The sequence below is a fragment of the Paenibacillus pabuli NBRC 13638 genome (assembly GCF_001514495.1).
Classification (GTDB): Bacteria; Bacillota; Bacilli; order Paenibacillales; family Paenibacillaceae; genus Paenibacillus; species Paenibacillus pabuli.
Window position 1 is genome coordinate 563,855 of the sequence record NZ_BCNM01000001.1, and the last position, 25,511, is coordinate 589,365.

The following is a 25,511-nucleotide window of genomic DNA, read 5'->3' on the forward strand; positions in this document are numbered from 1 at the left end:
TCTGGAGGGGATGAGTTGATTAAATTCCCGGCCCAATCATGGCGCAGCAGCATCTTCGCACGACTGGTTGTGACCTATCTGATCTTTGTTCTTCCGCTAATCCTGTTGGGGACGTATCTGTACAACTGGAGTTATGACAATGCCAGCCAGGAAATATCGTCATCAACGGAAAGACGGCTTGCCCGTTATCTGGAAGAACTGAATCGGGAGATTGAATGGATGGAGTTGCAGCAGTTTGACATTGTGGAAGACAGAAAGCTGAACAGGCTCGCCGTTCTATGGAACATGATGGATCAGGTAGATCGTCGAGAGACACTGAACTATCTGGCCGAAAGGCTGGCTACATTTAAAAATAGCAGTGTCTATATCAAAAATGTCCATGTGCATATTCGCACGATTGGCAAAAGCGTCTCCGCCACCCACGGAATCGACGATTACAACAGCGATTCTTATAAGTACTTCAGCTCAGGCGAGCAGGGAAAAGGAGTCCGCTTTACGATAAAGCAGGGTGGCATGAACCTAAGTGCCGTAAAGCAAACCGGGAAAAAGGGAGAGGCTCCGCTGTTCGCGGTCCAGGTCGAGCTGGATACGGAACAATTCCAAAATGCACTGACCCAGCTTAATCTGTACCCTGACAGCGGTTCTTTCCTGATAGAGGAAAAGACGGGCCTTATCATTACAGACCTTTCGCAACGTGACTTTATCCTTTCTGAATATCGCGACCATATAGCTAAGAGGGACTATGGTGCATTTCAGGTAATGGTGGATGGCATACGCTATTATGTCAGTCAGAGCCGTATGGAGCCGCTGGGCTTGTCTGTAGCAACGTATTTGCCGGAAGAAAGTGTGAAAAGGCCGCTCAGCAAGTTCTATCATTGGGCATGGTTGTTTGCCATTACATCATTTATTGCTATTTCAGCCTTCCTATATTCCAGTTACAAGCTCATCCACATTCCTCTGCTTTTGCTTGTCAAGAGGTTCAAAAAAATGGAGACAGGGATGCTGGATATTCCTATCGTGCATAAGCGTAAGGATGAGTTTGGCTTCCTGTATACCCGGTTTAATCAGATGCTTGAAAAGCTTCAGTTGCTGATCGATCGCAACTTCAAACAAACGATGATGACACAGCGCGCCGAATTGAAGCAGCTTCAGTCCCAGATTAATCCCCACTTTTTATATAACAGTTTCTTTATTCTCAACTCACTTGCAAGAACTGGGGATACGGAGCGAATTGAGCAATTCACCAGCATGCTTGGCGAATATTTCAGGTTTATTACCCGGAATGAGACGGATCAGGTAAGGCTTGAAGAAGAGGCAGCCCATTCACGGATATACACGGAAATCCAGAAGCTGCGTTTCTCCAGACGTATACAGGCAGATTTCGGGGATGTGCCAATGACGATGGAGCGTATTCGTGTTCCTCGATTGATCTTACAACCAATTATTGAGAATGCTTATGAGCACAGTCTGGAGAAAATGACCGATCCGGGCATGCTTCGAGTGCGGTTTGGCATCAAGGAACAGATCGCGGAGATTAGTGTGGAGGACAATGGACATGAATTGGAGGATCACCATATTGAGGCGCTTCAACGACGTATACTGGAAAAAAGCGACTCGGATGAAATGACCGGTTTAATAAACATTCATCGACGCCTCGTGCTTACATACGGGGAAGAAAGCGGTCTGGTTTTGACAAGAAGTGAGCTGTCGGGATTAAAGGTCATAATCCGAATTCATTTGGAAGGAAGGGAAGACGGATGTATCGACTTTTGATTGTGGATGATGAGGACATTATTACGGATGCTCTCTATGAAACCTTTGCAAGATATATGCCTGACCGACTTGATGTGTGCAAGGCTTATTCAGCGAGTGAGGCCTTAGCCTGGCTGGAACGCTCCAGAATTGATATCGTTTTGACCGATATTCGCATGCCGGGTATGAACGGTCTTGAGCTGACTGAAAAGGTTCAGGCCTACTGGTCGCACTGCCGCGTTATTTTTCTAACAGGTTATAGTGACTTTAACTATGCTTACAGGGCTTTTCAGATGCCTAATGTCCGTTATTTGCTCAAAACAGAAGGTTATGACAAGGTGTTATCTGTAGTGAAGGAAGTAATGGAAGAGATTCGGAAAAGTCACCACATGCATGAGCTGCTGGAGAAGTCATACGAAATCACTTGTCAGCTGGATCTGCTTCAGCAGGAAGAGTATCTACGGAGTCTGCTTCAGAGCAGTCATGCGTATGAGCGCTCTACTGTTGAGATTCAGAAACAATTGGAACGCTGGGAGCTTGGAGTGCATGCTTCTTCCCCCGTATATGTTGTGCTTGGCCGGATTCATTCCAAGGATAAATATGCCCATACGGAGCGCGCTAAGATTCAGGCTTCGGCACAATTGATCGTTTCCTCCCTGATGGATGAGCAGACGCTTCACGTGAGCGTGCCGGACCATTATGGAGATATGGTATGGCTTATTCAGCCCAAGCAGATGGAAACAGAGCCAGGCAGTTCCCTTGTCCGATATCTTGAGGGTACGTTGGAATTGGTGCAGGAAGCATGCATGACTTCACTTGGCATATCCGTGGCATTTGCATTGGCTGGGAACAGTTGTTACTGGTCCGGAATTCCCCGACAATACGAGAGGTTGAGACAGCTTCATTGGATGAAGATTGGTGATGGCATTTCCATGGTGCTTCGGGATTATGATACGGTTCTGCCGAATCAGGGCCTAAAGGAGCTTACACGGGTCAGTAACCGAATCGATCTGATGTCAGGGTATTTGGAAACGGGGCGAATCCAGCAATTTTACGAAGTGTTTGAAGAATTGGCCAGTGAACTGATGCAGCAGGATGTGACCTTGGAGAGGGCCATGGAAACCTACTATAATCTGGCGCTTCATCTGTATTCCACTATCAATCGTTGGGGTCTGCATCAGGATATACCCGATCAGCGCAGATTGCTGCATCTTAACGAGTATACGTGTATGAAGGATGCCGTGCAGGTTCTGTATCAGGCAGCCGACCAACTGGTACGCTTCAAAAGCTCGAATGAACAGGATCGGGCAAATGCCGTAATTCATTCCCTGTGTACTTACATCACGGAGCATCTGGAAGAAGACCTTTCCCTTGTCAGACTGGCGGAGCTTTATCATTTTAATCCATCGTATCTTTCCCGTTTCTTCAAACAGGAAATGGGAATTAACCTCTCCGAATTTATTGACGAGCTGCGTATACGGAAGGCGAAGGATCTGCTTCGAAATGCCGATTTCATGGTTCGTGAGGTTGCGCTTCAGGTGGGCTATGAGGCAGCTCATTCCTTCACCCGTTTCTTCAAAAAGGTGACAGGAATGACTCCCCAGGAATTCAGGGAATCTTTAATGGTTCGTTAATTAGGAAGAGAAGTAAGGTCACGGGCTTGAATCTCCTGTGGCCTTACTTCTCTTTTGGTTTAACGGCCGGCTCGGGGATCATCTTCTAAATTAAGCGGTGAACGCTTTTTGTTTACGATAGGCGTTGGGACTCACGCCTGCATATGCCCTGAACTTTTTATAAAACCAGTCTGTATCCATATATCCGACCTCGGCTGCAATTTCATATATCCGCATATCGGTGGATTTAAGCAGCAATTTGGCTTTTTCCATTCGTTGCTGAAGCAGGTAATCATTGAAGGACATGTTCTCTTCCAATTTGAATTTTTGCCCAAGGTATGCACAGTTAAAATGAACCATATCGGAAATCTTCTTCAATGTGATATCTCCACTCAGATGATCGAGGACGTAAGCTTTGATGATCTTGATCACCTGAGCGGAATGCACCTGTTTACCCTCCAGTTGAATGAGTGATCTTAATGAGGACAGATTGCGCTTGGGTTGCTCCGGCTCAAGTCTGAAGCGGAGCCTGTTGAGACTATTGAGGAGGGCAGAGGCATTGAACCGGCCGGGTAGATAATCACTTACCTGATAGGCTAGTGCTTTGCGGACAAGCTGAAAATGATCATGGCCTCCCATAATCAGGATGGGAATCTGGCTAATCTTTCGAATATGGTGACATACCCACAACCCTGCAGCAGCACATCCTCCGGTACTTATGAGCACTACAGTGAACGGCTGCTCAGACAATGCCGCTAACGCACATTGGGCAGAAGCAACTCGTTTTCCAATGGCATATTCTGACTTGCTGCGGCGCAGCAGCTGTTGCATTTCCCCGAACACAGAGCTGCTGAAATCCACAAGCAGGATGTTATGCATGAAGCAATCCCTCGCTTTCAATTGATATAGACCGACCCCTATCACCTTGATACCTGAATGACCAATGTCTTAATTTCATTATGGGAATAAAAGAAAGCGCATACAATGTGCATTTATTTGCAGAGGGAGCATTTGTTTACCAATTAAATATGTAAATGCTCTAATCTGTATTCGAATTGCCAAAACCTATAGTTTGACAGGGTAAATACCTGTAATCTCACATGTTGTTTGCGTTTTCATTTAAAAGCTACACTTTGATGGAAAACGATAACACCACATTCAGGGGGGACAACAATGAGAAAAAACATGTTCATGCTGATGAGTCTGATTTTAGCAGTCATGCTGTTGATGAGTGCTTGCAGTAACGGCTCCAGCGCCCAGACAGAACCAGAAACAAAGGCACCACAGGAGGAGCAAGCTACGAACGAAACACAAACCGAACCAAAGAATGAGAAATCTACCCCAGAGATGGATTTTGACATGGGAGGAAGAACCATCAAGGTGGTTGCCTGGTGGGATATGAAAATGACAGATAGCAACCCGGACAACATTCAGCGAATCGAGAATCTGGAAGCGCTGAAAAAGAAGCATAACTTTGACATCGAATACATTTCGATTGATTTTGGTGAGTACCAGGAGAAGGTAGTGGCTTCCCTAATGGCAGGTGAACCGTTGGGCGACATTGTGCGCTTGGGTAAAGACTATGCCATCCCGGCACTGACCAAGCAGGACCTGTTATGGCCCATTGATGAATACACCAAGAATGATCAGGTATTCAACCAAAAAACAACGAATGAATACATGCAGTATGAAGGAAGAGGTTATGGATTCACCGAAGACCAATCTTCATTTATAAGTGGCATCTTTTACAATCGTACGCTTATGCAGGAGCTTGGCATGAAGCCGTTACAGGAATACGTGGATGAAGATCAATGGAACTGGGATACATTCACTGAAGTCGCCAAAAAGGCGAACAAGGACCGCAACAACGATGGAAAACTCGATACGTGGGGTTTGGCCCAAACGGGGCTGCTTGAGCCGGTCCTGTACTCCAACGAGGCCTCTCTGACCAAGGGTGACAAACAAAATCTGGAAGACCCAAAAACAAAAGAAGCGCTAAGCTTTGTTTCCAAATTGGCGACAGAGAAGATAGGAAGACCTACGGAGGGCGGAGACTGGACGGAACCGTCAACCTTCTTCCGTCAGGGCAATACGCTCATGTATTCGGGAGCCATGTACGAGATTGAAGGTATTCGAACAGATATGAAGGACTACGACATCGGTTTTGTTCCTTTTCCAAAAGGACCAAGTGCTACAGCGTACCACTCCGGAGAATCGCGTTATCAGGCGCTGACGATTCCGAAGGCAGTAGAGCATCCGGAACAGCTGATGTATATCTGGGAAAAAATCAACGAAATTGACTCCATCTACGACTACCCAAGTCAATCCACCTTGGAGACTCATCTGACGGATGAAGCCGATATCGAAAATGCCAAAACCGTTGCCGAGGGTATGCTGGTGCTGGATCACAATACGTTCCCGTCTCTGCCATTCTGGGATTTCAACGGTGAACTGCTTGAAGGGGTGTCCGTATCAACGGTCATTGAAAAATACAAGGCACCTTTCCAAGCTTCCATTGATGAGGTCTATAAATAAGCGTACTTCGTCTGTTCTCTCGGGACGAAAACGGGCCTAGGCTTAGGTCCCGAGAGGCCATTCAGTGCATAACCATCATACTCCACGGCAGAAGGAAGGGGGACGTATTCGAACATGCGGTCACGAAAGAAAAAGGCACTGATCCTGCTGCTAGCCATGGTGATGATCCTCTCATTATGGAGCATTTACCTTACAAGGGATCGTGGTCCCGGCATCGTTCAGGCGCGCGAGGATTTCGAAGCGGTATCCGGTACAGAAGACTCTCGCAGCTATGAGCATTACCTCTCTGTTCATGCTGACGCAGACAAGCCAGAGCAGACCATACGGATTGAGGGAGAGTCATTCACCCAGGCTGTGAACGGGGAGTTTGAGATCGTCAATGCGTATGCCGCTTTGGACGGGAAAGCCGTCATCACACCGGAATCCGGGACCATCAGCTGGGAGGTTCCTGTTCCAGCCAGCGGGTTATACCAGATGCGCATACATTATTATCCTGCTGCAGGCAAAAGCTCAGGGATTGAGCGGCAGTTGGAGCTGAATGGAGAGGTTCCGTTCAGAGGAGCCGATGTACTGTTATTTGACAGGGTATGGGGGAATCGCGATGAAAGTATTCGTAGGGATGATCGCGGGAACGACCTTCGGCCACGGCAGGTGGAGCAACCAGCCTGGCAGCTGGCCTCTTTTAAAGACAGTGCGGGTTACTTCGAAGAGCCATACCAATTTTATTTTGAAAAGGGAACACAGACACTGTCGCTGACTTCGCTGCGCGAAAGCATGGCGATCGATTATATCGAGCTGTACCAGGAAGAGAGCATTCCAGCCTACACTGAGCTTCAGGCTACTTATGAAGCAGCGGGTCTGAAGCCGGCTGATCCTGTCATGATCAAGGTACAGGGGGAGCAGGCAGTGAGTAAATCCTCCCCAACCCTTGCCCCGATCTCCGATCGCTCAAGCCCGTCTCTGGAACCGTATGATGTATCCAAAATCCGTGTTAACGCCATTGGGGGCATCAACTGGAAGCTTCCTGGTGAATGGATCGAATGGGATGTGGATGTACCGGAGGACGGCCTGTACCAAATTGGGCTCAAAGTAAAGCAGGATCAGCTACGCGGCGTCTATGCCACACGTAGTCTGACGATCGACGGCAAAATTCCTTTTGAAGAAATGAAGCGTATTCGATTCAACTACAGCCCGGATTGGCAGACACAGGTGCTGGGCACAAGTGAGAGTGAGCCTTACCTTTTTCATTTGGAGAAAGGAACTCACCGCTTGCGTATGACCGTTACGCTGGGGGATATCGCTCCACTGCTGCGTACAGTGGAATCAAGCGTGCTGGAGTTGAACGAGATGTATCGCAAAATTCTGATGATTACCTCCAACAAACCGGACCCCATGAGGGATTATCAGCTGGAAACACGCATTCCAGAGATGGTTGAGATATTCACGCGGCAGGCAGACATTCTTCGATCGGTTGCTGACTACCTGGAGAAGGCGACAGGTGAACAGAGCGACAAGGTAGCCATTCTCCATGCCATGGTGATTCAGTTAGAGGACATGGCGGCAAGACCGGAAACTGTGCCCAAGCGTCTGGACACCTTTAAGATCAATGTGGGCGGGTTAGGCACGTGGATTCTATCCGTCCGTGAACAGCCGATCTCACTGGATTACGTCCTGGTATCCTCACCGGATCAGGAGATGCCGAAGGCAGAGGCGACGGTGCTGCAGCAGATGAAACATGAAATGGGCGCTTACGTCGCTTCGTATACGGAGGATTATGACAGCATCGGAAATGTTGAACAGAATAAGGATTCCATTACGGTATGGATTACAACAGGACGCGATCAGGCACAGGTTCTGAAAGGTCTGATTGATGATTCCTTTACACCGGAAACCGATATATCCGTTCAATTGCGCCTCGTTCCGCCTAATATTTTGCTGCCTGCCACGCTTGCCGGGGAAGGACCGGACGTTGCCATGCAAATGGGCGAAGATATTCCGGTGAATTACGCCATGCGGAATGCAGCGGCAGATCTGAGTAAATTCCCGGATTTTGAACAGGTTGCGAGCCGATTTCGCGCAAGCGGGCTGACGCCATACCAATTCAACAACGGGGTGTATGCACTTCCTGAGCAGCAGCATTTTCCAATGTTGTTTTATCGAAAGGATATTCTGAAGGAGCTCGGCCTGGAGCCGCCAAAGACGTGGCAGGATGTGTATAATGCCATTTCGGTGCTGCAAAAGCACAACATGGAGTTCTACCTGCCCATTGAGGATACGACGAATAATGCCAACATGGTACCCAACGCTACCTTTGCCATGCTGCTCTATCAGAACGATGGCGAATTTTATTCGGAAAATCAGAAGGAAAGTGCGCTGAATTCGGAGATTTCCATGGACGCATTCAAGCGTTGGACGCAATTTTATACCAATTATAAGTTCCCTCTCAAAGCTGATTTTCCAAACCGTTTCCGTACCGGGGAGATGCCGATTGGCATTGCGGATTACACCACCTACAACATGCTGACGGTTATGGCACCGGAAATTCGCAACCTTTGGGATTTCACGATCGTTCCTGGCACGCAGCTGGAGGACGGGAGTATACGGCATGAGGTGGCAAGTGCCACAAGCGCGGTCATGATGCTGGAGAACGCCAAGAACAGGGAAGCTGCCTGGATGTTTATGAAGTGGTGGACCGACAAGCAGACTCAGATCGAATATGGCAGAGAGATGGAAGGGCTGATGGGAGCAGCGGCGCGTTATCCGACCGCCAATATTGAAGCGCTGGAACAGCTGCCATGGCCAGTTAAGGATTATCAAAACCTCAAGAAACAGTGGGAGTGGGTAGAGGGCATTCCTCAGGTTCCCGGCGGATACTTTACGGGCCGACATCTGGACAACGCATTCCGTAAAGTAGTCAATGCCAATGAGAATCCACGTGAAGCCTTGGCTGATTATGTCCTGTACATTGATGATGAAATCGAGCTCAAGCGAAAGGAATTCAATCTGAAGTAGAGAGAAGGGAGGGTAACGGTTGCACGCAGAAACCACCAAGTCATCCACTGCTCCTGCCATCACTACAAGGCAGAGCAGCTGGTGGTCCCTTTTGAAAAGGGATTTATACCGAAGCAGGCACTATTATGTGCTGATGGCACCGTTTATGCTGATCTTTTTCATGTTTACTGTCATTCCGGTGGGCATCTCGCTGGGGCTCAGCTTTTTTCACTTCAATATGCTGGAGCTGCCCCGATTTGTCGGCTGGCAAAATTATTCACGGCTGTTCCTGAACGATGATGTTTTTTTGATTGCGCTTAAAAATACGCTGTTGTTTGCCGTGATTACAGGACCTGTTAGCTATATTGCCTGTTTTTTGTTTGCCTGGATTATCAATGAGCTGTCACCCAAAATCCGTGCAATTATGACACTTGTATTTTATGCCCCTTCCATTTCGGGGAACGTTTTTTTCATCTGGCTAATCGTGTTCTCGGGAGACAGCTACGGATACATGAACGGTTTCCTGATGCGTCTCGGCGTTATCCTCGAACCGGTTCAATGGCTGTCGAATGAGAAATATGTGCTGGCCATTGTCATTATTGTACAGCTGTGGCTCAGTCTCGGCACGAGCTTCCTTGCCTTTATTGCCGGGCTTCAGACGATCGATCGGTCCCTGGTGGAAGCGGGAACGGTGGACGGTATCAAAAATCGGTGGCAGGAGCTTTGGTATATTACGCTGCCTTCGATGAGACCACAGCTGATGTTTGGTGCCGTCATGCAGATTACAGCCTCATTTGCCGTGGCCGAAATCTCCATCGCATTGGCTGGTTTCCCAAGCGTTAACTATGCAGCACATACCGTCGTTACCCATTTGATGGACTTTGGAACCATTCGGTTCGAGATGGGCTATGCGTCGGCGATAGCGACCGTTTTGTTCGCCCTCATGCTGGGAACGAACGTGCTGACACAAAAAATGCTTAGAAAGATAGGTGAATGACAATGACCAGCAAGGTACGTGCCGTTTTCGGCATGCCGAGAAGACTCAACCGGTCATTTACCGTCAGTCTGATGTTGTTTGTACTGCTGGGTCTGTTCGGCTCATTTATGGTATTGCCACTGATTTATACGGTCAACAATGCCTTCAAACCTCTGGATGAGCTGTTTATTTTTCCGCCGCGATTCTGGGTGAACAATCCGACGATGGAAAATTTTGCGGATCTGATCAATCTGATGGGCAACTCCTGGGTTCCTTTATCCAGATACATTGCCAATACACTATTGATTACGCTGCTGGGAACGGCAGGTCATATCCTTCTCGCTTCCGCAGCGGCTTATCCGTTGGCGAAATACCGATTTCCCGGTTCAAATGTACTGTTTACGATCGTGATCCTGTCGCTGATGTTCTCACCACATGTAACGGCAATTCCAAACTACATGGTGATGTCCTGGCTTGGATGGATCAACACCCATGCGTCCATCATTGTGCCTTCTCTCGCATTCTCTCTAGGTCTGTTCCTGATGAAGCAATTCATGGAGCAGATTCCGGATGCGCTGCTGGAGGCAGCCAAAATCGACGGGGCGAACGAATACCGTATATTCTGGAGCATCGTCATGCCTAACGTGAAGCCCGCTTGGCTCACGCTTATGATTTTACAGTTTCCAGCATTATGGGGAACAGACGGCGGAAGCTTCATTTACAGTGAAAACCTGAAAACGCTGCATTATGCGCTCAGTCAGATTACTCAGGGTGGTATCGCCCGGGCAGGTGTCGGTGCTGCGGTAGCACTGCTGCTCATGATCGTACCGATCACCCTGTTTATCATCTCCCAGAGCAGTGTCATGCAGACAATGGCAACTTCCGGTATGAAAGAGTAGAAGGGGGGCAGCAACATATTGAACAGCGTGTGGAAAAAATGCGGATGGCTCACCCTGGGCCTTGCCTGCCTCCTGGGCTTGGGAAGCGCAGCGTCAACGGCTTTCGCCGACGGTCAGACGAATGCGTACAATTATTCCTACTGGGGAGATGCGGTTCGTTCTCCTGCCGCATATGAGGCGACGGGAATGATTACGGGCAAGGAACTGGACATTGGACCATTCAAAGAACCGAACGATATGCACGTTACTGCTGATCAGCGGGTGTATGTGCTGGATTCAGGCAACAGCCGTATTGTCGAGCTGAATCAAGAGATGAAAATGACAAGGGTTATCGATTCTTTTGATCATGATGGAACGAAAGACAAGTTCAAACTTCCACAGGGATTATACGTATCGGACAACGGGCAGCTGCTCATAGCGGATACGGGTAACCAGCGGGTAGTGCATCTGGATAAGCAAGGTCAACTGATCAAAATTGTGGAACAGCCACAATCGGAGCTGCTGAAGCCAGACTTTCAGTTCAAACCACTGCGGGTGGTTATGGATAAAGGCGAACGAATCTATGTCATGGCTGAAGGCGTCTTCGATGGCTTTATGGAGTTCAATTCCGATGGAACTTTTGCTTCCTTCATTGGAGCCAACAGAGTCCAGGTTGACCCGGTGGAGTACTTGTGGAAACAGTTTGCAACACGTCAGCAGCGCAGCCAGATGGTCATGTTCACACCAACCGAATTCACCAATATGGACATGGACGGAGAGGGATTCATCTATGCAACCAGTGGAGACAAGACCGGATTACCGATCAAGAAACTGAATGCACAGGGCTTGGATATTTTGAGAAGAGAAGGATATTATCCACCTCAGGGTGATTTGCTGTACAGCAATGAAAAGGGGCCTTCACGGCTCATTGATGTCGACGTTGGAGACAGCGATATGTATTCCGTGCTGGATGCCAATATGGGACGGATCTTCACCTATAACGGGGACGGATATTTGCTTCACATGTTCGGAGGTATCGGAAATCGGCTGGGACAATTCAACACCCCTGTTTCTCTGGAGCGTGTAGGAGATCGTATGCTTGTACTGGACAAAGCGCTCGGGGAAATCACCGTATTCCAAACCACTGAATACGGACGTACGCTTCATGAAGCTGTACGCAGTTATTTCAATGGAGACGAAGAGGGTTCTGCCGCGAACTTTGCCAAAGCCGCAGATATGAATGCCAATCTTGAATATGCCTACGCAGGTATCGGAAAAGCGCTGTTGCGACAGAAGGAGTATGCGGAATCCACGCAATACTTTAAGCGAAGCATGGAAAGAGAAGGGTACTCCAAAGCGTTTCTCCTGTATCGAAAAGAACTGCTCCGCGAGCATTTTTCATGGATCATGTCCGGACTGTTATTGGTCGTTATCGTGCTAGTGATCACGTTCCTAGTCCGCAGGCAGAGAAGGGGGAGCACACATGCAAGCATCAAGTAAACAGCTGATTCAATATCCGCTCCATCTCATTTTCCATCCATTTGACGGATATTGGGAGCTGAAATATGAACGAAATCAGAGAACAACGCTGATGATCGCATGGATCATTCTTGCTGTACTCATGGTGACAACGATTCTCCAGTCCCAATACAGCGGTTTCCTGGTGAATTTCAACAATCCGAAACGACTGAACAGTCTGATGGAAATGGTGTACGTCATTGTCCCGGTGCTGTTCTGGTGCACAGCAAACTGGTCGTTGACTACACTTATGGACGGAGAAGGCAAATTTTCTGAAATCTTCATGTCCACCTGTTTCGCATTGGTTCCGCTGATTTTGATACAGTTTCCATGGATTTGGCTCAGTCTGATCATATCCAGTCAGGAAACCGCCTTTTATTATTTCTTTAACATGGCTGCTACGGCCTGGACGGTATACCTGTTATTTGTCGGCAATATGACGGTGCATCAATACTCACCCGCCAAAACGGTGGTGACCATGCTATTGACGCTGGTTGCCATGGCATTCATGGCCTTTCTCTGCCTGCTGTTCTTCAGTCTGGTGCAGCAGATTGTGTCCTTTGCAGCCACCATCTATCAGGAACTTGTACTCCGGGGCTAAGGAAGGAGAAATGGAGATGAACTATGACGTGGCCAAAAAAATGATCGTAATGTTACTCGTATTCGGCCTATTTCTTGGTGGATGTCAGCCCGGTTCTGCGCCTGTCACCAGGATGTCGGCGAATGCAGATGAGCAAGCCGAAGTCCCTGTTCTGCCACCTGGTGAGAAGCTGGCGTCGTCTTTCAGTGATGCCCGTCTGACGGATATGCTCGGGCTCGCTCAGAATGACGAATTACAGCTGCTCATTCAGGAGGATACAGCCGAAATCGCGGTGGTTCACAAGCGAAGCGGGCAAGTCTGGCGCAGCAATCCCGAGGAGCGGAATCTGGATGCGCTCGCGGCAGGAATTAACAAGGACCTGCTGTCGGCTCAAGCCAAACTCATTTTTTATAACAGCTTGGGTCAAAGCAGCTCGGTCAATTCCTATACTGATAGCGTAGCCCATCAGCAAGTAAGCTACGAATTATTGCCAAACGGCGTTCGGGTGAATTACCAGTTTGGAAGCGATGAACGTTCGATCGATGATCTGCCTGTAAAGATCAGCAAAGAGCGATTCGAGCAGAAGCTGCTTGCTCCGCTCGACAAGGCCGGGCAGCGGGCTTTGAAGATTGGATATGCTCAAGATAAGGGAGAGGACGTCTACGTAAGGAATGACAAAGCGCTGCAAGGGCTTCAGTTGACGCGTGCCCTGAAGGCTTTTGAAACAGCCGGATACACCTCTGAGGACCTTGAACTGGACAATACCGAGCATGGCATAGAACAGGAGAAGAGCGGCCCCCGAATGTTCATGGTTTCCATCGAATACGAGCTGGACGGGGAATCCTTGGTTGTACGTGTTCCAGCAGCAGACATCCATTTTCCTGAGCAATACCCGATTAACAGCATTTCTGTACTGGATTACTTTGGGGCAGGTACAGCGGAACAGGAAGGGTCCCTGTTTGTGCCTGACGGTTCAGGAGCGCTCATTCATTTCAATAATGGAAAAGTTCAATACCCTTCCTATCAGCAGGACATTTATGGACCGGATCTAACAATGAAGCTTCGTGAAGTAGATTCTTCTGAGGAAAGAGCCAGGCTGCCGGTATTCGGTCTCATTCGCGAGGGTGGCGCATTTCTTGGCATCATTGAAGAGGGTGCAGCAGCAGCCGTTGTAAATGCCGATATCAGCGGAAAACTGAATAGCTACAACAATGTGTATCCGAGCTTTTACGTTGTAAACAAGAGTGATGTAACACTTCAGGCCAGCGACATGGTACGCACACTTCCCAAGTTCCAGAAGAAGCCGACCGCATCCGATTTTGTCGTTCGTTATGCTTTTGCTGGAGCAGAGAAAGCCTCGTATTCCGGTCTGGCTTCCTTATATCGTGACTATTTAATCCAGACGAACGGTCTTCCTTCGAAGCAAACGGCTGAGGCTGATAAAGACATTCCATTTTACTTGAAGCTTATCGGCGGAATGACGACCAAGAAACATATGCTGGGCATACCTTACGACTCCACCGAAGCGTTGACCACCTTTGATGAAGCCCGGCATATCTTGTCGACCCTGAAGGGAAAACAAGTATCCAACATCCAGGTTCGTTATGCGGGTTGGTTCAACGGGGGACTTCAACATCAGGTGCCGGATTCCATCCATGTGGATGGAGCGATTGGAGGACGAAAAGGCATGCAAGCGTTCAGTGAGTATACTCGTGAGGAGGGAATTGGATTTTATCCCGATGTAGCTGTACTGAATGTACACTCGAAGAAAGGATTCAGTCCTTCCAAGGAGGCTTCACGTACCCTGACGCAGGAACCTGCGCTTCTGTATCCTATGGACCCTGCAAGACTGCGGCGTGACCGGGATCGACTCCCGTCCTATATCCTCTCTCCACATTTGCTGGATGATGTGACTCAAGACATGTTGAAAGCGCTGCAACCTTTTGAGCTAGGTGGACTGTCGCTGCGTGATCTCACAGAGCAATTGAACAGTGACATGAATCCCAAAAAAATGATGGATCGTACAGGCGCGCAAACCGCGGTCACCGAAACCTTGAAGCAGATTGCACAGCAAGGTATACCCGTTGTCGCTGAAGGAGGGAATGCTTATGCCCTGCCATATGTGACAGGTCTGACGGATGTACCGATGTCCAGCAGCCGCTTCAAATTGGAGGATGAAGAAATTCCGTTTTTCCAACTGGTTACACATGGAGGGGTTAGCTATACAGGTGCTGCTTATAATCTGTCTACGTATACCGATGCGAGAGAGTACGTGCTGAAGCTCGTGGAGTACGGCGCAAGTCCTTATTTCACTTGGTTTAACGCACCGAATCATGTCGTTAAGGAAACGGATTATGACTATCTGTATGCTGCACATTATGAACAATGGATGGATCTGGCAGCCGAAATGTATGAAGAGGTCAATCAGGCCAATCGTGCATTTGCAGGATCTCACATGGTATCCCACGAGAAGCTTGTTGAAGGCGTGTTCCAGACGACCTACGAAAACGGCGGGTTTGCGGTAGTGAATTATAACGACTTCCCGGTACAGGCAGCAGGCCAGACCGTGGAAGCCAAAAGTTATGTGACAGGTGGTGAGCAACTCTGAAAGCGCTATTGAGAGGGAAGTGGGGACGACGGACCTATGCCCAGCAGAAGGCTGCCTGGGGAGTCATCTACGTGCTTCCTTGGCTCATCGGGTTTGTACTGTTCTTCTTTGTTCCATTATTGGCTTCTCTTCGTTACAGCTTGAGCTCCATCCAGGCAAACGCGGAGGGCATATCCATCCAGTTCACGGGTCTTGCCAACTACATCCAGGCATTGACGGTAAATACCAGCTTCAACCGGGCACTCATTGAATCCATAACGGATGTAGTAGTCAATGTGCCGTTAATCGTTATTTTCAGTTTGTTTCTTGCTGTGATTCTCAATCAGAAGTTCCCGGGTCGGGCGATCGCGCGGTCCATCTTTTTCCTTCCGGTTATTCTGGCATCGGGGGTCATTATGTCATTAGAAAGCACCAGTCTGATCGAGGCTGTGAATCAGAGCAGTACCGGCGGCAGTGCCTTGGGCACATTTGAGCTGGAAAACCTGATGCTGGACGCCGGGCTGAGTGAGTGGGTTGTGACGTATTTGAGTGGGGCGGTAGACCGCATTTATCAGATCGTTAGCCAATCGGGTGTCCAGATTCTAATCTTCCTTGCAGGTATCCAGACCATATCTCCCCAACTGTACGAGGCTTCCAAAATGGAAGGGGCTACGGGATATGAAGCCTTCTGGAAAATTACATTTCCGATGGTCAGTCCGCTGATTTTTGTCAACGGTATCTATACCATTGTGGATTCCTTTGCCAACAATGCCATGACAACACTTATTCGGGATACCGGTTTTGTCAAATTTGATTTTGGGTTAAGTTCAGCCATGGCGTGGGTGTATTTCGTGGCCATTGCTATCATATTGGTGCTCGTATCCCTCATTTTCTCCAAACGTGTCTTCTATCAAGATTAAGAAAGGGGGTTGTTCGGATGATAATATCCAGACTGTTTTCACTTGAGCAGTGGAAAAGCTGGCTCTGGTCCATCGTGCGATTCACACTGATTGCCGGGCTATCCTTCGTGATTCTGTTCCCCATATTTCAGAAAATATCAACGTCCATCAAGGATAAGAGTGATTTGTATTCAGCCGTTGTGGTCTGGATTCCACAGAATTTCTCCTTCGATAATTTCCGGGAGGCTATTCGTGTCATGGATTACTGGGCAACGCTGCTCAATACGTTTGCGTTATCCGCAACCACAACCATTCTGACAACGCTTTCCTGTGCACTCGCTGGATACGGGTTTGCCCGTTTGAAATTTAAAGGCAGCAACCTGTTATTTGCCGGGGTCATCCTGACGATTCTGGTTCCACCCACCACGATTTTGATTCCGGTGTACCTGAATCTAAAGAGCTTCGATCTCATGGGAGCGATGACACTGATTTTCGGCAAACCCATGAATTTGCTGAATACGTACTGGCCGTTTATCCTGACCGCCCTTACAGCGAATTCGTTAAAAGCAGGTTTGTATATCTTCATCTTCCGCCAGTTTTTCAGAGGTATTCCGAAGGAGGTAGAGGAGGCAGCTTACGTCGATGGTGCAGGCATCAGCCGTACATTTGCACGCATTATGCTGCCTAACGCCATTCCGTCAATCGTTACAGTGCTGCTTTTTTCCTTTGTGTGGCAATGGAATGACAGCTTCTATACGACAACGTATCTGACATCCAGCAAAGTCATGTCAACCCAGCTGTCTTCCCTTCCGTACAATCTGGCCCAGCAGGTGAGCGATGGTGCATCCAAAGCCGATCCATTCTACCTGAGCATGATTCAGGATACGGGTATTTTGCTGGCCATCTTGCCTTTGATCATCATTTACCTGTTTGTACAGCGTTATTTCGTTGAAAGTGTAGAACGTACTGGAATCGTCGGATGAGGAAGGATTCGTGAAAATGTTAAGTTGAATCATATAAGAGAGGAGGTGATGTCGTCTGTTTCCTCGCTTCACCAATTAAAACTGGAGGGATTATTTTGAAAAAGTTGTTGCTGTCATTGAAATTCATGCTCGTACTTGCTTTGCTGTTGTCCATTACCCCACTCGGGCCGGGACGTGCAGATGCGTGGGTCGGTATGCCGATGGGCAAGCTTCACGTGAATGGGAAAAACTTGGTTAACAGTAATAATCAGCCCGTCTTACTAAGTGGCTGGCATCAGCCTTCAGGCGCTTACTGGACCTACCAGGACAGCAAATATTATCTGAATCTTCATGGCAACAACCGCCATGCTGCCACATTGGCTTATCTGAAAGACATTACGGATACGTTCACAAGTACAAGTCCAAAATACGGAAGCAGCCACGGCTGGAATATGAATCAGATTCGTCTGTTCATCGACCGGGAAGACATGGGTGATGTGGCAGCAGGCACTTACAATTTTGCAGGGTTACAAACCGTAACGCAGAATGTCATTATCCCTTATATCCAATATGCCAAAACAAAAGGCGTCTATGTTACGCTTGGCCTTGACTTCACCTTAAAGGACGATCAAGGAACCACCGCAGCCAATCTTCAAAAGTTCAACCAAATCTGGGGCTATCTCGCTTCCCGCCCGGAAATCAAAAGTGCAGACAACGTACATTTCGAGCTGATCAACGAGCCGATTAAATCGTATGCCAACGGCCACTGGGGTGGCTACAATGGCGAGAATGACTTTGTAGATCACTGGAATGATCTGCGCAATTTCCAGAATTCCATAATCTCTACCATTCGGAGCCAAGGCGCAGATAATGTCATCTGGGCCGCTGGACTGGGATACAATCAATTCTACAGCCTGACAGCAAGCCATCCTTTGACAGACCCGCTGAACAATTATGGTTATGCGGTTCACTGGTATCCAGGGTATGGTGCGTATGACAACATGTCGATTTTGCAAGATCAGTGGAATACCAATGTAAAGGCAGCTGCCGATAAATATCCAATCAATATTACCGAAGTAACATGGTTCAAAAAGAAAGCTGGCGATTCCGCATATTGGGATCTGTTCAATGGCAGTAATGAAGGCTTTGGTAACAATACAAAGGCCATTTTCAACGCGGCAGGCAACGTCAGCATTGCCGCTCACATGAACGGATTTATTCTGGATGCTGGAGCACGGAGCTCCTTTGCTGATCCTACGGCAGGCCTGAAATGGGACGGCGATGCTTCGCGGAGCGCAATGGGCAGGTTCCTTTTCAATTGGTTTTATGAACGTGCTCAGAACTACCCGAACGGTGGCACGACTCCATCAACCGGTTTGATCCCGGGGGCGACTTACAAGATTGTTGCCAGACATTCGGGCAAGGTGATTGATGTGCCAGGTGGAGTCAATGAGAATAATTTGCAGCTTCAGCAATGGTCCGATCTGGGCGGAAATCCTCAAAAATGGGTCTTGAATCAGATTGCTGGTGGAAACTACAGTTTGACGAGTGTGAATTCGCCTGATAAGGTCATCGACATTCGTAATGGAACCACCAACAACGGAGAAGCGGTTCAGCTTATGAGCAATTTGAACACCACAGCGCAGCATTTCAAAATCAATGATCTTGGCAATGGATACTGGAGTATTATAAATGTAAACAGCAATAAAGCTATTGAAGTAGCAGGTTCTGCGACGACAGACGGTGCAAAATTGCAGCAAAATACCTTTACCAATGCAACCAACCAGCAATGGAAGTTTGTTGCTGTCAATTAAAAAAACATGTACAAGCAGGACCTCCCAAGCCATAATATGGCCGTGGAGGTCCTTATTTGTATTCCAGAGTGTAATCAGCAGAACATTAAAGATGAGCATGCGAAAATCAGACGTAGCGGATTCTTTTCTATTTAACGATATCAGATTCTGGAGTTGGATTTTATGTATTTGTACCAAAAAGAAGAAGTTGTACCTTCACCTTGCACAAATGAAAGGTGTATCATTAACAAAACAAACTTGTAAACGCTTACGAAATAAGGGGGTACATATGCAGCGCTTATGGTTCAAATTCTCGCCGTTGTTTCGCAGATTCATGGTTTCTTATCTGATTGTTCTCATGATTCCTCAGATTGCCGGATATGCCTCCTACAGAGCATCCATTGAAGCAGCGAGGACAAGTTCTATTGAGAACAGCTTAAAATCACTTAATCTTGGCAAGGAAATTATTGAACGTAATCTTATGCAGGTCGAGGATTTCACAAGACAGTTAGCCATTAACCAGGATTTATACCGTTTAATAGCCGATCCTAAGCCGCAAGACGCTAATAATGTCTATGGTTTAAGCCGCATGCAGCGCAGTCTGTCCATGTACAGCAGCACCAATGAGTATTTGTCTCATTTCTTCATCTATGTTCCGAATTATAATGTCATTATTACGCCTACGACGGTTTACTATCGACCTGAACATTATTTTGCTGCCAATCGCCTGGAAGGCATGACGTTCGACGAGTGGAAAGACAACATCTTAAAAAAGCCACATTTAAATGAAATCATTCCCTTACAAAACTACAAGAAGGAGATTAGCAGTAATGTGCTTGTGGACGCTCCTGCCATTACGTTTCTTCAATCGCTTCCATTGAACAGCTTCAACAAACCACAGGCTACAATCGGCGTCATGATTGATGAGGATAAGATGGCGAGCCTGACTAACCACATTGTAGAGCAATATGGAGGATGGACACTGGTGACAGACTCCAATGAGAATATCATTTTTTCGAGCGGCCTGAATCAAGAGAAGGCGGAAAAATTAAAGGTTATGACTGCCAGCGAGCACGATGAAGCGAAGCCTATGGGCGACGGACGGCTGCTGATTTCCATTCGCTCCAATCAAAACGGTTGGAATTACATGGCTGGCATTCCCGAACATGCACTGATGGTCAAGGCAGACCAAATCAAGCAGGTTACCTTTACCTTTACATTGGCAACGCTAGGTTTCGGATTGTTGATTGGGCTTCTGCTCGCTTATCGAAACAGCGCTCCGATCCATCGGCTTCTATCCGTGTTCCGGGAACAGGATATTGGGCTGCCTGGAAAGACAAGCAACGAATATGACTTCCTGGCCAGCAACATTACCAGTCTCATTACCAACAACCATCTCCTCAAGAACGCATTAAACGAGCAGCTCCCGATGCTTCGGGACGGGTTTATTAAACGTTTGTTAACCGGAGAGTTTTACACAACGCGTGAGCTGGAGGCGATCTCTTCCCAAACAGGAATTTCGCTCCATACCAGCCGGGGCTTTGTCGGAATCCTGAAGGTAGACGGTTATGGCAGTCCGGATAGCGAAGAAATTATTCAGGAACTAAGCGTAGCGAGGCTCATTGTGCGCGAAGCCATGACAGCATGGAATTCAGAAGTGTTGATAACCGACTGGGGAACAGATCAGATTGCTTTTGTACATCCGCTTAGTGGAGATTCTTCGGATAAAGCTCTCCGAGCATGTGAAGCCGAACTGGAAAAAATGACGCATGCAGTGTACCGGGATTACCGGGTATCCACCACCATTGGAATGGGCTCTTTTTATGAGGTATGGAATGACGTTGGCCGATCGTTTAACGAGGCAAGACACGCGCTGGAATATGCCCTTCACACGGGCAAGGATCATATGATGAAATTCGAGGATGCAGTGAAAGAGACGGAACTGTACTACTATCCGATTGAGTCTGAACAACGGCTGTTAAATACACTAAAGGTCGGTGAACTGGAAGAATCCAACCGTATTTTGGATCAGTTGTTCAACCGAAACTTTACAGAGCGAGAGCTGTCGTATGACATGACACAACAGTTTATCATGGAATTGAAGGGAACATTTCTGAAGCTGGAACCCAAGATTATGCTGGATGAATCCCTTGTGGAGGAGCTCAAGGATCGGGTTTCGGGGATTCAGGTGACGGATAAGGTTGCCATACTTCAGAGCAAGTTCCATCATCTGGCGAAAGACGTATGCCAAGACGTTCAACGTAAAAAAACAAACATGCACACCGGATTTGTTAATGAAACGATTGCTTATATCCAGGAACGTTATGCTGATGCAAACTTGACCGTATACCGGATTGCGGAACATATGGGCAAACCGGAAAAATATATATCTCAGTTATTCAAGGAGCATACCGGAGAGAACCTTTCCGATTATGTAGAAGTGGTGCGAATCAACAAAGCCGCTGAACTACTGCGGGAGAGTCAGCAGACGATTGATGAAATCGCATTAGCAACCGGATATAACAGCGCGCATTCGTTCCGAAGAGCCTTCAAACGGGTTCGAGGTGTATTGCCTAGTGCATTTAGACAAATGCATGATCCAATTTAAAAACCAAAGAAAACTCCCGGCGCAGTCCTAGGAAATATCAGGCTTCCCAGCCTTCTTGACTGGAATCGTACCTCATTTTATAAAGTGTACCTTTACGCAAACGGGTATGCACTCATATGATTACGAGCAAGAAAGCGCTATCAAATTGGGAAAGGCTTATTTCCGATAGGCCACCTACTGGGGGGATGACTCTGAGAACCACAATTTCGAATGGCAAAACAGTTGTTAAAGAAGGCAGGCGATCCGCTTTGAAGCTGGCCTTGTCCAAGAGCTGGAGGAGGCACTGGCAGCTTTACTTGCTGATTATTCCTCCCGTCGCATACTTTATCATTTTCAAGTATGTACCTATGGTTAACGCAGTGCTCGCCTTCAAGGATTACAACGTGATCAAGGGAATCTGGGGAAGTCCGTGGGTAGGCACCAAATATTTTGAGCTGCTTTTCCAAAACCCCGCATTTGCTACCCTGATCAAAAACACGCTGTACATTTCGTTCTACAGTCTAATCGTCGGTTTTCCGGTTCCTATCTTGCTGGCGCTGGCGCTGAACGAAGTGAAGAATGCCAAATTCAAGAAAACGGTACAGATGGTTACTTATGCACCTTACTTTATTTCTACGGTTGTCATGGTATCGATTATCATGATGTTTCTTTCTCCACGGCTCGGCATTGTTAACACGATTGCAGGCGCGCTGGGTTTTGAAGCCGTCAATTTCCTTGGAGAGCCCGGCCTCTTCCGGTCCATCTATGTATTTTCTGATGTCTGGCAGAGCATGGGATATTCGGCGGTCATCTATTTGGCAGCCCTATCGGGCATAGATCCTTCATTGTATGAGGCTGCCAAGGTTGATGGTGCTAACCGATTTCAGAAAATGGTCAACATCGATCTGCCCGGCCTGCTGCCGGCGGCAGTTATTATCCTGATCCTGAGCGTTGGAAATATTATGGCAGTCGGGTTCGAGAAAATCTATTTGTTACAAAACCCACTGAACCTGTCCGCTTCGGAAATCATCTCCACCTACGTGTACAAGATGGGATTGCTTAACGCCAATTACAGCTTTGCTACCGCTGTTGGCCTATTCAATTCACTTATTAACCTGATTCTGTTATTAACAGTCAACGCTGCCGCCAAGCGTCTGTCCAATACAAGCCTGTGGTAAATGCGGCAAAAGGAAGGAGGTTCATACGATGAGCAAGCTGTTATCCCAAGCCAACCGTTCGGCGGTTCATCAGAGGAGTACGATCAGAGAATCTTTTGCAGATCGTATGTTTATGGCTATCATCTACATTGTTCTGACGGTGGTCTTGATTGCTGTACTTTATCCGTTAATCTATATCGTAAGCTCTTCTTTGAGCAGTCCGGCAGCGGTTTCCTCCGGAAAAGTCTGGCTGTGGCCCATTGATTTGACACTGGACGGCTATAAATCGGTTTTGCGAAATGCTCAGGTTATCATGGGTTACGGTAATTCGTTATTTTATACCGTGATCGGAACACTGATTAGTGTAGCATTGACCATTATGATTGCTTATCCACTTTCCAAAAAAACCTTTGTTGGGCGCAGTCCTCTCATGATGTTCATTACGTTCACCATGCTTTTCTCCGGCGGATTGATCCCAACGTATCTCGTGGTCAAATCCATGGGACTGATCGATACTCGCTGGGCGCTATTGATCCCAAATGCCATTTGGGTGTGGCAAGTCATCATCGCACGCACCTTTTTTCAGAATTCAATCCCGGAAGAGCTGTCCGAGGCAGCTGATATTGACGGATGCAGCGATATCCGTTTCATTTTCAGCGTCATTCTGCCTCTGGCCAAACCCATCATTGCTGTTCTGTCGCTGATGTATGCCGTTGGACAGTGGAACGCATATTTCGATGCCTTAATCTATTTAAAAACGCAATCGCTCTATCCGCTACAATTGATTCTCCGCAGCATTCTGATTCTGAGCAACAGCACGGGAAATATCGATGCAGGAGAGATGGTGAAACAGCAGCAGATGGCCGAGTTGATGAAGTATTCTCTAATTGTGATGGCCAGCTTGCCTGTACTCGTCATTTATCCATTTGTGCAGCGATATTTCGTTCAGGGCATGTTGATTGGCTCCGTCAAGGGCTAGTTCACGACAATCATTCATAAGGGAGAGGGTCTATTTGAGAAAAACAGGATCATTCGTACTTGCTTGTATACTGCTTCTGTCACTGGCACTGGCAGGGTGTTCATCCAGCGGGGAAAAGGGAGAGGGGGCTTCATCCGGTGACAACGCGTCCATTAACGTGTTCGCTCATCAAAGCTCGGATACCAACCTTCAAACGAACAAGTTTACGAAAAAAATGGAAGAGAAGTTCAATATTAAGATCAACTGGACGACTGTTCCTTTTGACGGTGCAGCTGAAAAAAGACAGATTTCACTGGCTTCGGGTGACTACCCTGACCTGTATTTGCTCATTCCATGGGTGGACCGTTTTTCTCAAACAGACCTGTTGAAATTTGGCCAGCAAGGTGTCATTGTACCGCTCAATGATCTGATTGACCAATATGCGCCGAATATCAAAAAGGTACTGGACAGCAGTGAGTACTATAAAGCAATGAATACTGCGCCCGACGGCAATATTTACGGTCTGACGGGCTTGAATGAATGTTTCCACTGTTCCTATCCGAACAAGATGTGGATGAATACCAAGTGGCTGAAGCAGCTCGGCTTATCCGAGCCCACAACGACAGAGGAATTTAAGGAAGTGCTGAAAGCATTCAAAACAAAGGACCCGAACGGCAACGGTAAAGCGGATGAAGTCCCGCTTAGCGGATCCATTGAAAATTTTGGAGTGCACATCATTCCGTACTTGATGAACGGGTTCATCTACGACGATGACAGAACCTATCTCATTGTAAAGGATGGCCGGGTTGAGACGGCTGCGAGCAAACCGGAGTGGAAGGAAGGACTTGCCTATATCAAGTCGCTGTACGATGAAGGTTTGATTGACCCGGGTGCTTTCACGCAGAATGTCGGGGCCTTCAAAAAGATAGGAGATAACGCTGAAGCGCAGCTTCTTGGCGCAGGTGCGGCGATGCATCCGTCTCTTTTTGTTAACACTGCCGAGGACTCTCCTTATGGGAAAGATTATAATCCGATCCCTCCGTTGAAAGGGCCGCATGCCAATTATGCGACTTATAACTATCCGATTGACCCAGGTGCTTCTTTTGTACTGACCAACAAAGCAAGCGAAGAAACGCAGATTACAGCCATAAAAATGCTGGATTATCTCTACACAGAGGAAGGTGCCATGAACGCCTATCTGGGTGAGGAGGGCACAAGCTGGCGCAAGCCGCAAGAGGGTGAAGTGGCTCTGAATGAACAGGTGCAGCCACTCTACAAAGCAATTCCGCTCCCAACAGGAGCGGAGCCGCGCAATGACAGCTGGGGTGCGCTCAGTCAGTACAATCATCACAGGGCATACCGTGATTCCGAAGTTCAGGGCAAGGACATTTACGCAAGTGACGGAGGTGAGCGCCGACTTTATGAGGCAACATTGTTGATGGAAGGCAAAGAACCTGATAAAATTTTTCCGCATTGGGCACTGTGGGTGGACCCGGCAAACGCCGATGAAACAAGCATGATGCAGACGAATCTCAAGGATTATATCGACCAGAATGCCCTGCAATTCATTACTGGGGCGAAGAGTCTGGATAAGGATTGGGATGAGTACGTGAAAGGGCTGGAGGGCCTGAACATCAAACGTTACCTGGAAATAATGCAGTCCTCATATGATTCTTCATCCATTTCCAAGTAAGAAAAACAGACCTGATTTTAGTTGTGTCCTAC

At 47.7% G+C, this 25,511-nt stretch carries 17 protein-coding genes; 16 read left to right on the forward strand and 1 reads right to left on the reverse strand.

Annotated elements, in window-relative coordinates:
- The first annotated feature begins 15 nt into the window (after window positions 1-15).
- Together PPA03S_RS02025 and PPA03S_RS02030 are read left to right on the forward strand one after the other, a co-directional pair.
- Complete coding sequence (locus tag PPA03S_RS02025; RefSeq protein ID WP_062319282.1) at window positions 16-1,773, forward strand: sensor histidine kinase; 1,758 nt, start codon at window positions 16-18, stop codon at window positions 1,771-1,773.
- Entirely contained in the window at window positions 1,758-3,386 is a 1,629-nt protein-coding gene (locus PPA03S_RS02030; RefSeq protein WP_062319284.1) for a helix-turn-helix domain-containing protein, read from the forward strand. Before PPA03S_RS02025 ends, PPA03S_RS02030 begins: the two co-directional genes overlap by 16 nt.
- A 90-nt stretch (window positions 3,387-3,476) precedes the next feature.
- On the opposite strand, the gene PPA03S_RS02035 is transcribed toward PPA03S_RS02030, so the two are convergent.
- Window positions 3,477-4,244, reverse strand: coding sequence for a response regulator transcription factor (locus PPA03S_RS02035; RefSeq protein ID WP_062319286.1), 768 nt, complete (start codon window positions 4,242-4,244; stop codon window positions 3,477-3,479).
- A gap of 294 nt (window positions 4,245-4,538) precedes the next feature.
- Here PPA03S_RS02035 and PPA03S_RS02040 point away from each other — a divergent pair, with 294 nt between their 5' ends.
- The 14 genes from PPA03S_RS02040 (at window position 4,539) to PPA03S_RS02105 (ending at window position 25,479) form a co-directional block, all read left to right on the forward strand.
- Complete coding sequence (locus PPA03S_RS02040) at window positions 4,539-5,900, forward strand: extracellular solute-binding protein (RefSeq protein WP_062319287.1); 1,362 nt, start codon at window positions 4,539-4,541, stop codon at window positions 5,898-5,900.
- A gap of 114 nt (window positions 5,901-6,014) precedes the next feature.
- Window positions 6,015-8,912 (forward strand): extracellular solute-binding protein, encoded by a 2,898-nt coding sequence (locus PPA03S_RS02045; protein WP_062319289.1) that lies wholly within the window; start codon window positions 6,015-6,017, stop codon window positions 8,910-8,912.
- Between the two features lie 58 nt (window positions 8,913-8,970).
- Window positions 8,971-9,888 (forward strand): carbohydrate ABC transporter permease, encoded by a 918-nt coding sequence (locus PPA03S_RS02050; protein WP_245683499.1) that lies wholly within the window; start codon window positions 8,971-8,973, stop codon window positions 9,886-9,888.
- 2 nt (window positions 9,889-9,890) lie between these two features.
- Window positions 9,891-10,766 (forward strand): carbohydrate ABC transporter permease, encoded by an 876-nt coding sequence (locus tag PPA03S_RS02055; protein WP_062319293.1) that lies wholly within the window; start codon window positions 9,891-9,893, stop codon window positions 10,764-10,766.
- A 15-nt stretch (window positions 10,767-10,781) separates the two neighbouring features.
- A complete protein-coding gene (locus tag PPA03S_RS02060) occupies window positions 10,782-12,245 on the forward strand; it encodes an NHL repeat-containing protein (protein ID WP_062319295.1) in 1,464 nt (487 codons plus the stop codon).
- Entirely contained in the window at window positions 12,229-12,864 is a 636-nt protein-coding gene (locus tag PPA03S_RS02065) for a Yip1 family protein (RefSeq protein ID WP_062319296.1), read from the forward strand. Before PPA03S_RS02060 ends, PPA03S_RS02065 begins: the two co-directional genes overlap by 17 nt.
- Before the next feature lie 16 nt (window positions 12,865-12,880).
- Window positions 12,881-15,451 (forward strand): DUF5696 domain-containing protein, encoded by a 2,571-nt coding sequence (locus tag PPA03S_RS02070; RefSeq protein WP_062319298.1) that lies wholly within the window; start codon window positions 12,881-12,883, stop codon window positions 15,449-15,451.
- Window positions 15,448-16,350: a carbohydrate ABC transporter permease gene (locus PPA03S_RS02075; RefSeq protein ID WP_062319300.1), complete on the forward strand. Its 903-nt coding sequence runs from the start codon at window positions 15,448-15,450 to the stop codon at window positions 16,348-16,350. Before PPA03S_RS02070 ends, PPA03S_RS02075 begins: the two co-directional genes overlap by 4 nt.
- Before the next feature lie 17 nt (window positions 16,351-16,367).
- The gene (locus PPA03S_RS02080) at window positions 16,368-17,312 is read left to right on the forward strand and encodes a carbohydrate ABC transporter permease (RefSeq protein ID WP_062319302.1); all 945 of its coding nucleotides are present in this window, start codon (window positions 16,368-16,370) and stop codon (window positions 17,310-17,312) included.
- Between the two features lie 95 nt (window positions 17,313-17,407).
- Entirely contained in the window at window positions 17,408-19,105 is a 1,698-nt protein-coding gene (locus PPA03S_RS02085) for an RICIN domain-containing protein (protein WP_062319304.1), read from the forward strand.
- A gap of 268 nt (window positions 19,106-19,373) precedes the next feature.
- On the forward strand, window positions 19,374-21,692 hold the full coding sequence (locus PPA03S_RS02090; protein WP_062319306.1) for a helix-turn-helix domain-containing protein: 2,319 nt from the start codon (window positions 19,374-19,376) through the stop codon (window positions 21,690-21,692).
- Between the two features lie 302 nt (window positions 21,693-21,994).
- Window positions 21,995-22,849, forward strand: coding sequence for an ABC transporter permease (locus PPA03S_RS02095; RefSeq protein ID WP_062319903.1), 855 nt, complete (start codon window positions 21,995-21,997; stop codon window positions 22,847-22,849).
- A gap of 28 nt (window positions 22,850-22,877) precedes the next feature.
- Window positions 22,878-23,807: a carbohydrate ABC transporter permease gene (locus tag PPA03S_RS02100; protein WP_062319308.1), complete on the forward strand. Its 930-nt coding sequence runs from the start codon at window positions 22,878-22,880 to the stop codon at window positions 23,805-23,807.
- A gap of 34 nt (window positions 23,808-23,841) precedes the next feature.
- Window positions 23,842-25,479, forward strand: coding sequence for an ABC transporter substrate-binding protein (locus PPA03S_RS02105; RefSeq protein ID WP_062319310.1), 1,638 nt, complete (start codon window positions 23,842-23,844; stop codon window positions 25,477-25,479).
- Window positions 25,480-25,511: the final 32 nt, after the last annotated feature.

Coding starts and splice junctions, on each gene's coding strand:
- PPA03S_RS02055 (WP_062319293.1), top strand. CDS start 9,891: ATGACCAGCAAGGTACGTGCCGTTTTCGGCATGCCGAGAAGACTCAAC.
- PPA03S_RS02070 (WP_062319298.1), top strand. CDS start 12,881: ATGAACTATGACGTGGCCAAAAAAATGATCGTAATGTTACTCGTATTC.
- PPA03S_RS02100 (WP_062319308.1), top strand. CDS start 22,878: ATGAGCAAGCTGTTATCCCAAGCCAACCGTTCGGCGGTTCATCAGAGG.
- PPA03S_RS02045 (WP_062319289.1), top strand. CDS start 6,015: ATGCGGTCACGAAAGAAAAAGGCACTGATCCTGCTGCTAGCCATGGTG.
- PPA03S_RS02080 (WP_062319302.1), top strand. CDS start 16,368: ATGATAATATCCAGACTGTTTTCACTTGAGCAGTGGAAAAGCTGGCTC.
- PPA03S_RS02065 (WP_062319296.1), top strand. CDS start 12,229: ATGCAAGCATCAAGTAAACAGCTGATTCAATATCCGCTCCATCTCATT.
- PPA03S_RS02090 (WP_062319306.1), top strand. CDS start 19,374: ATGCAGCGCTTATGGTTCAAATTCTCGCCGTTGTTTCGCAGATTCATG.
- PPA03S_RS02030 (WP_062319284.1), top strand. CDS start 1,758: ATGTATCGACTTTTGATTGTGGATGATGAGGACATTATTACGGATGCT.
- PPA03S_RS02040 (WP_062319287.1), top strand. CDS start 4,539: ATGAGAAAAAACATGTTCATGCTGATGAGTCTGATTTTAGCAGTCATG.
- PPA03S_RS02035 (WP_062319286.1), bottom strand. CDS start 4,244: ATGCATAACATCCTGCTTGTGGATTTCAGCAGCTCTGTGTTCGGGGAA.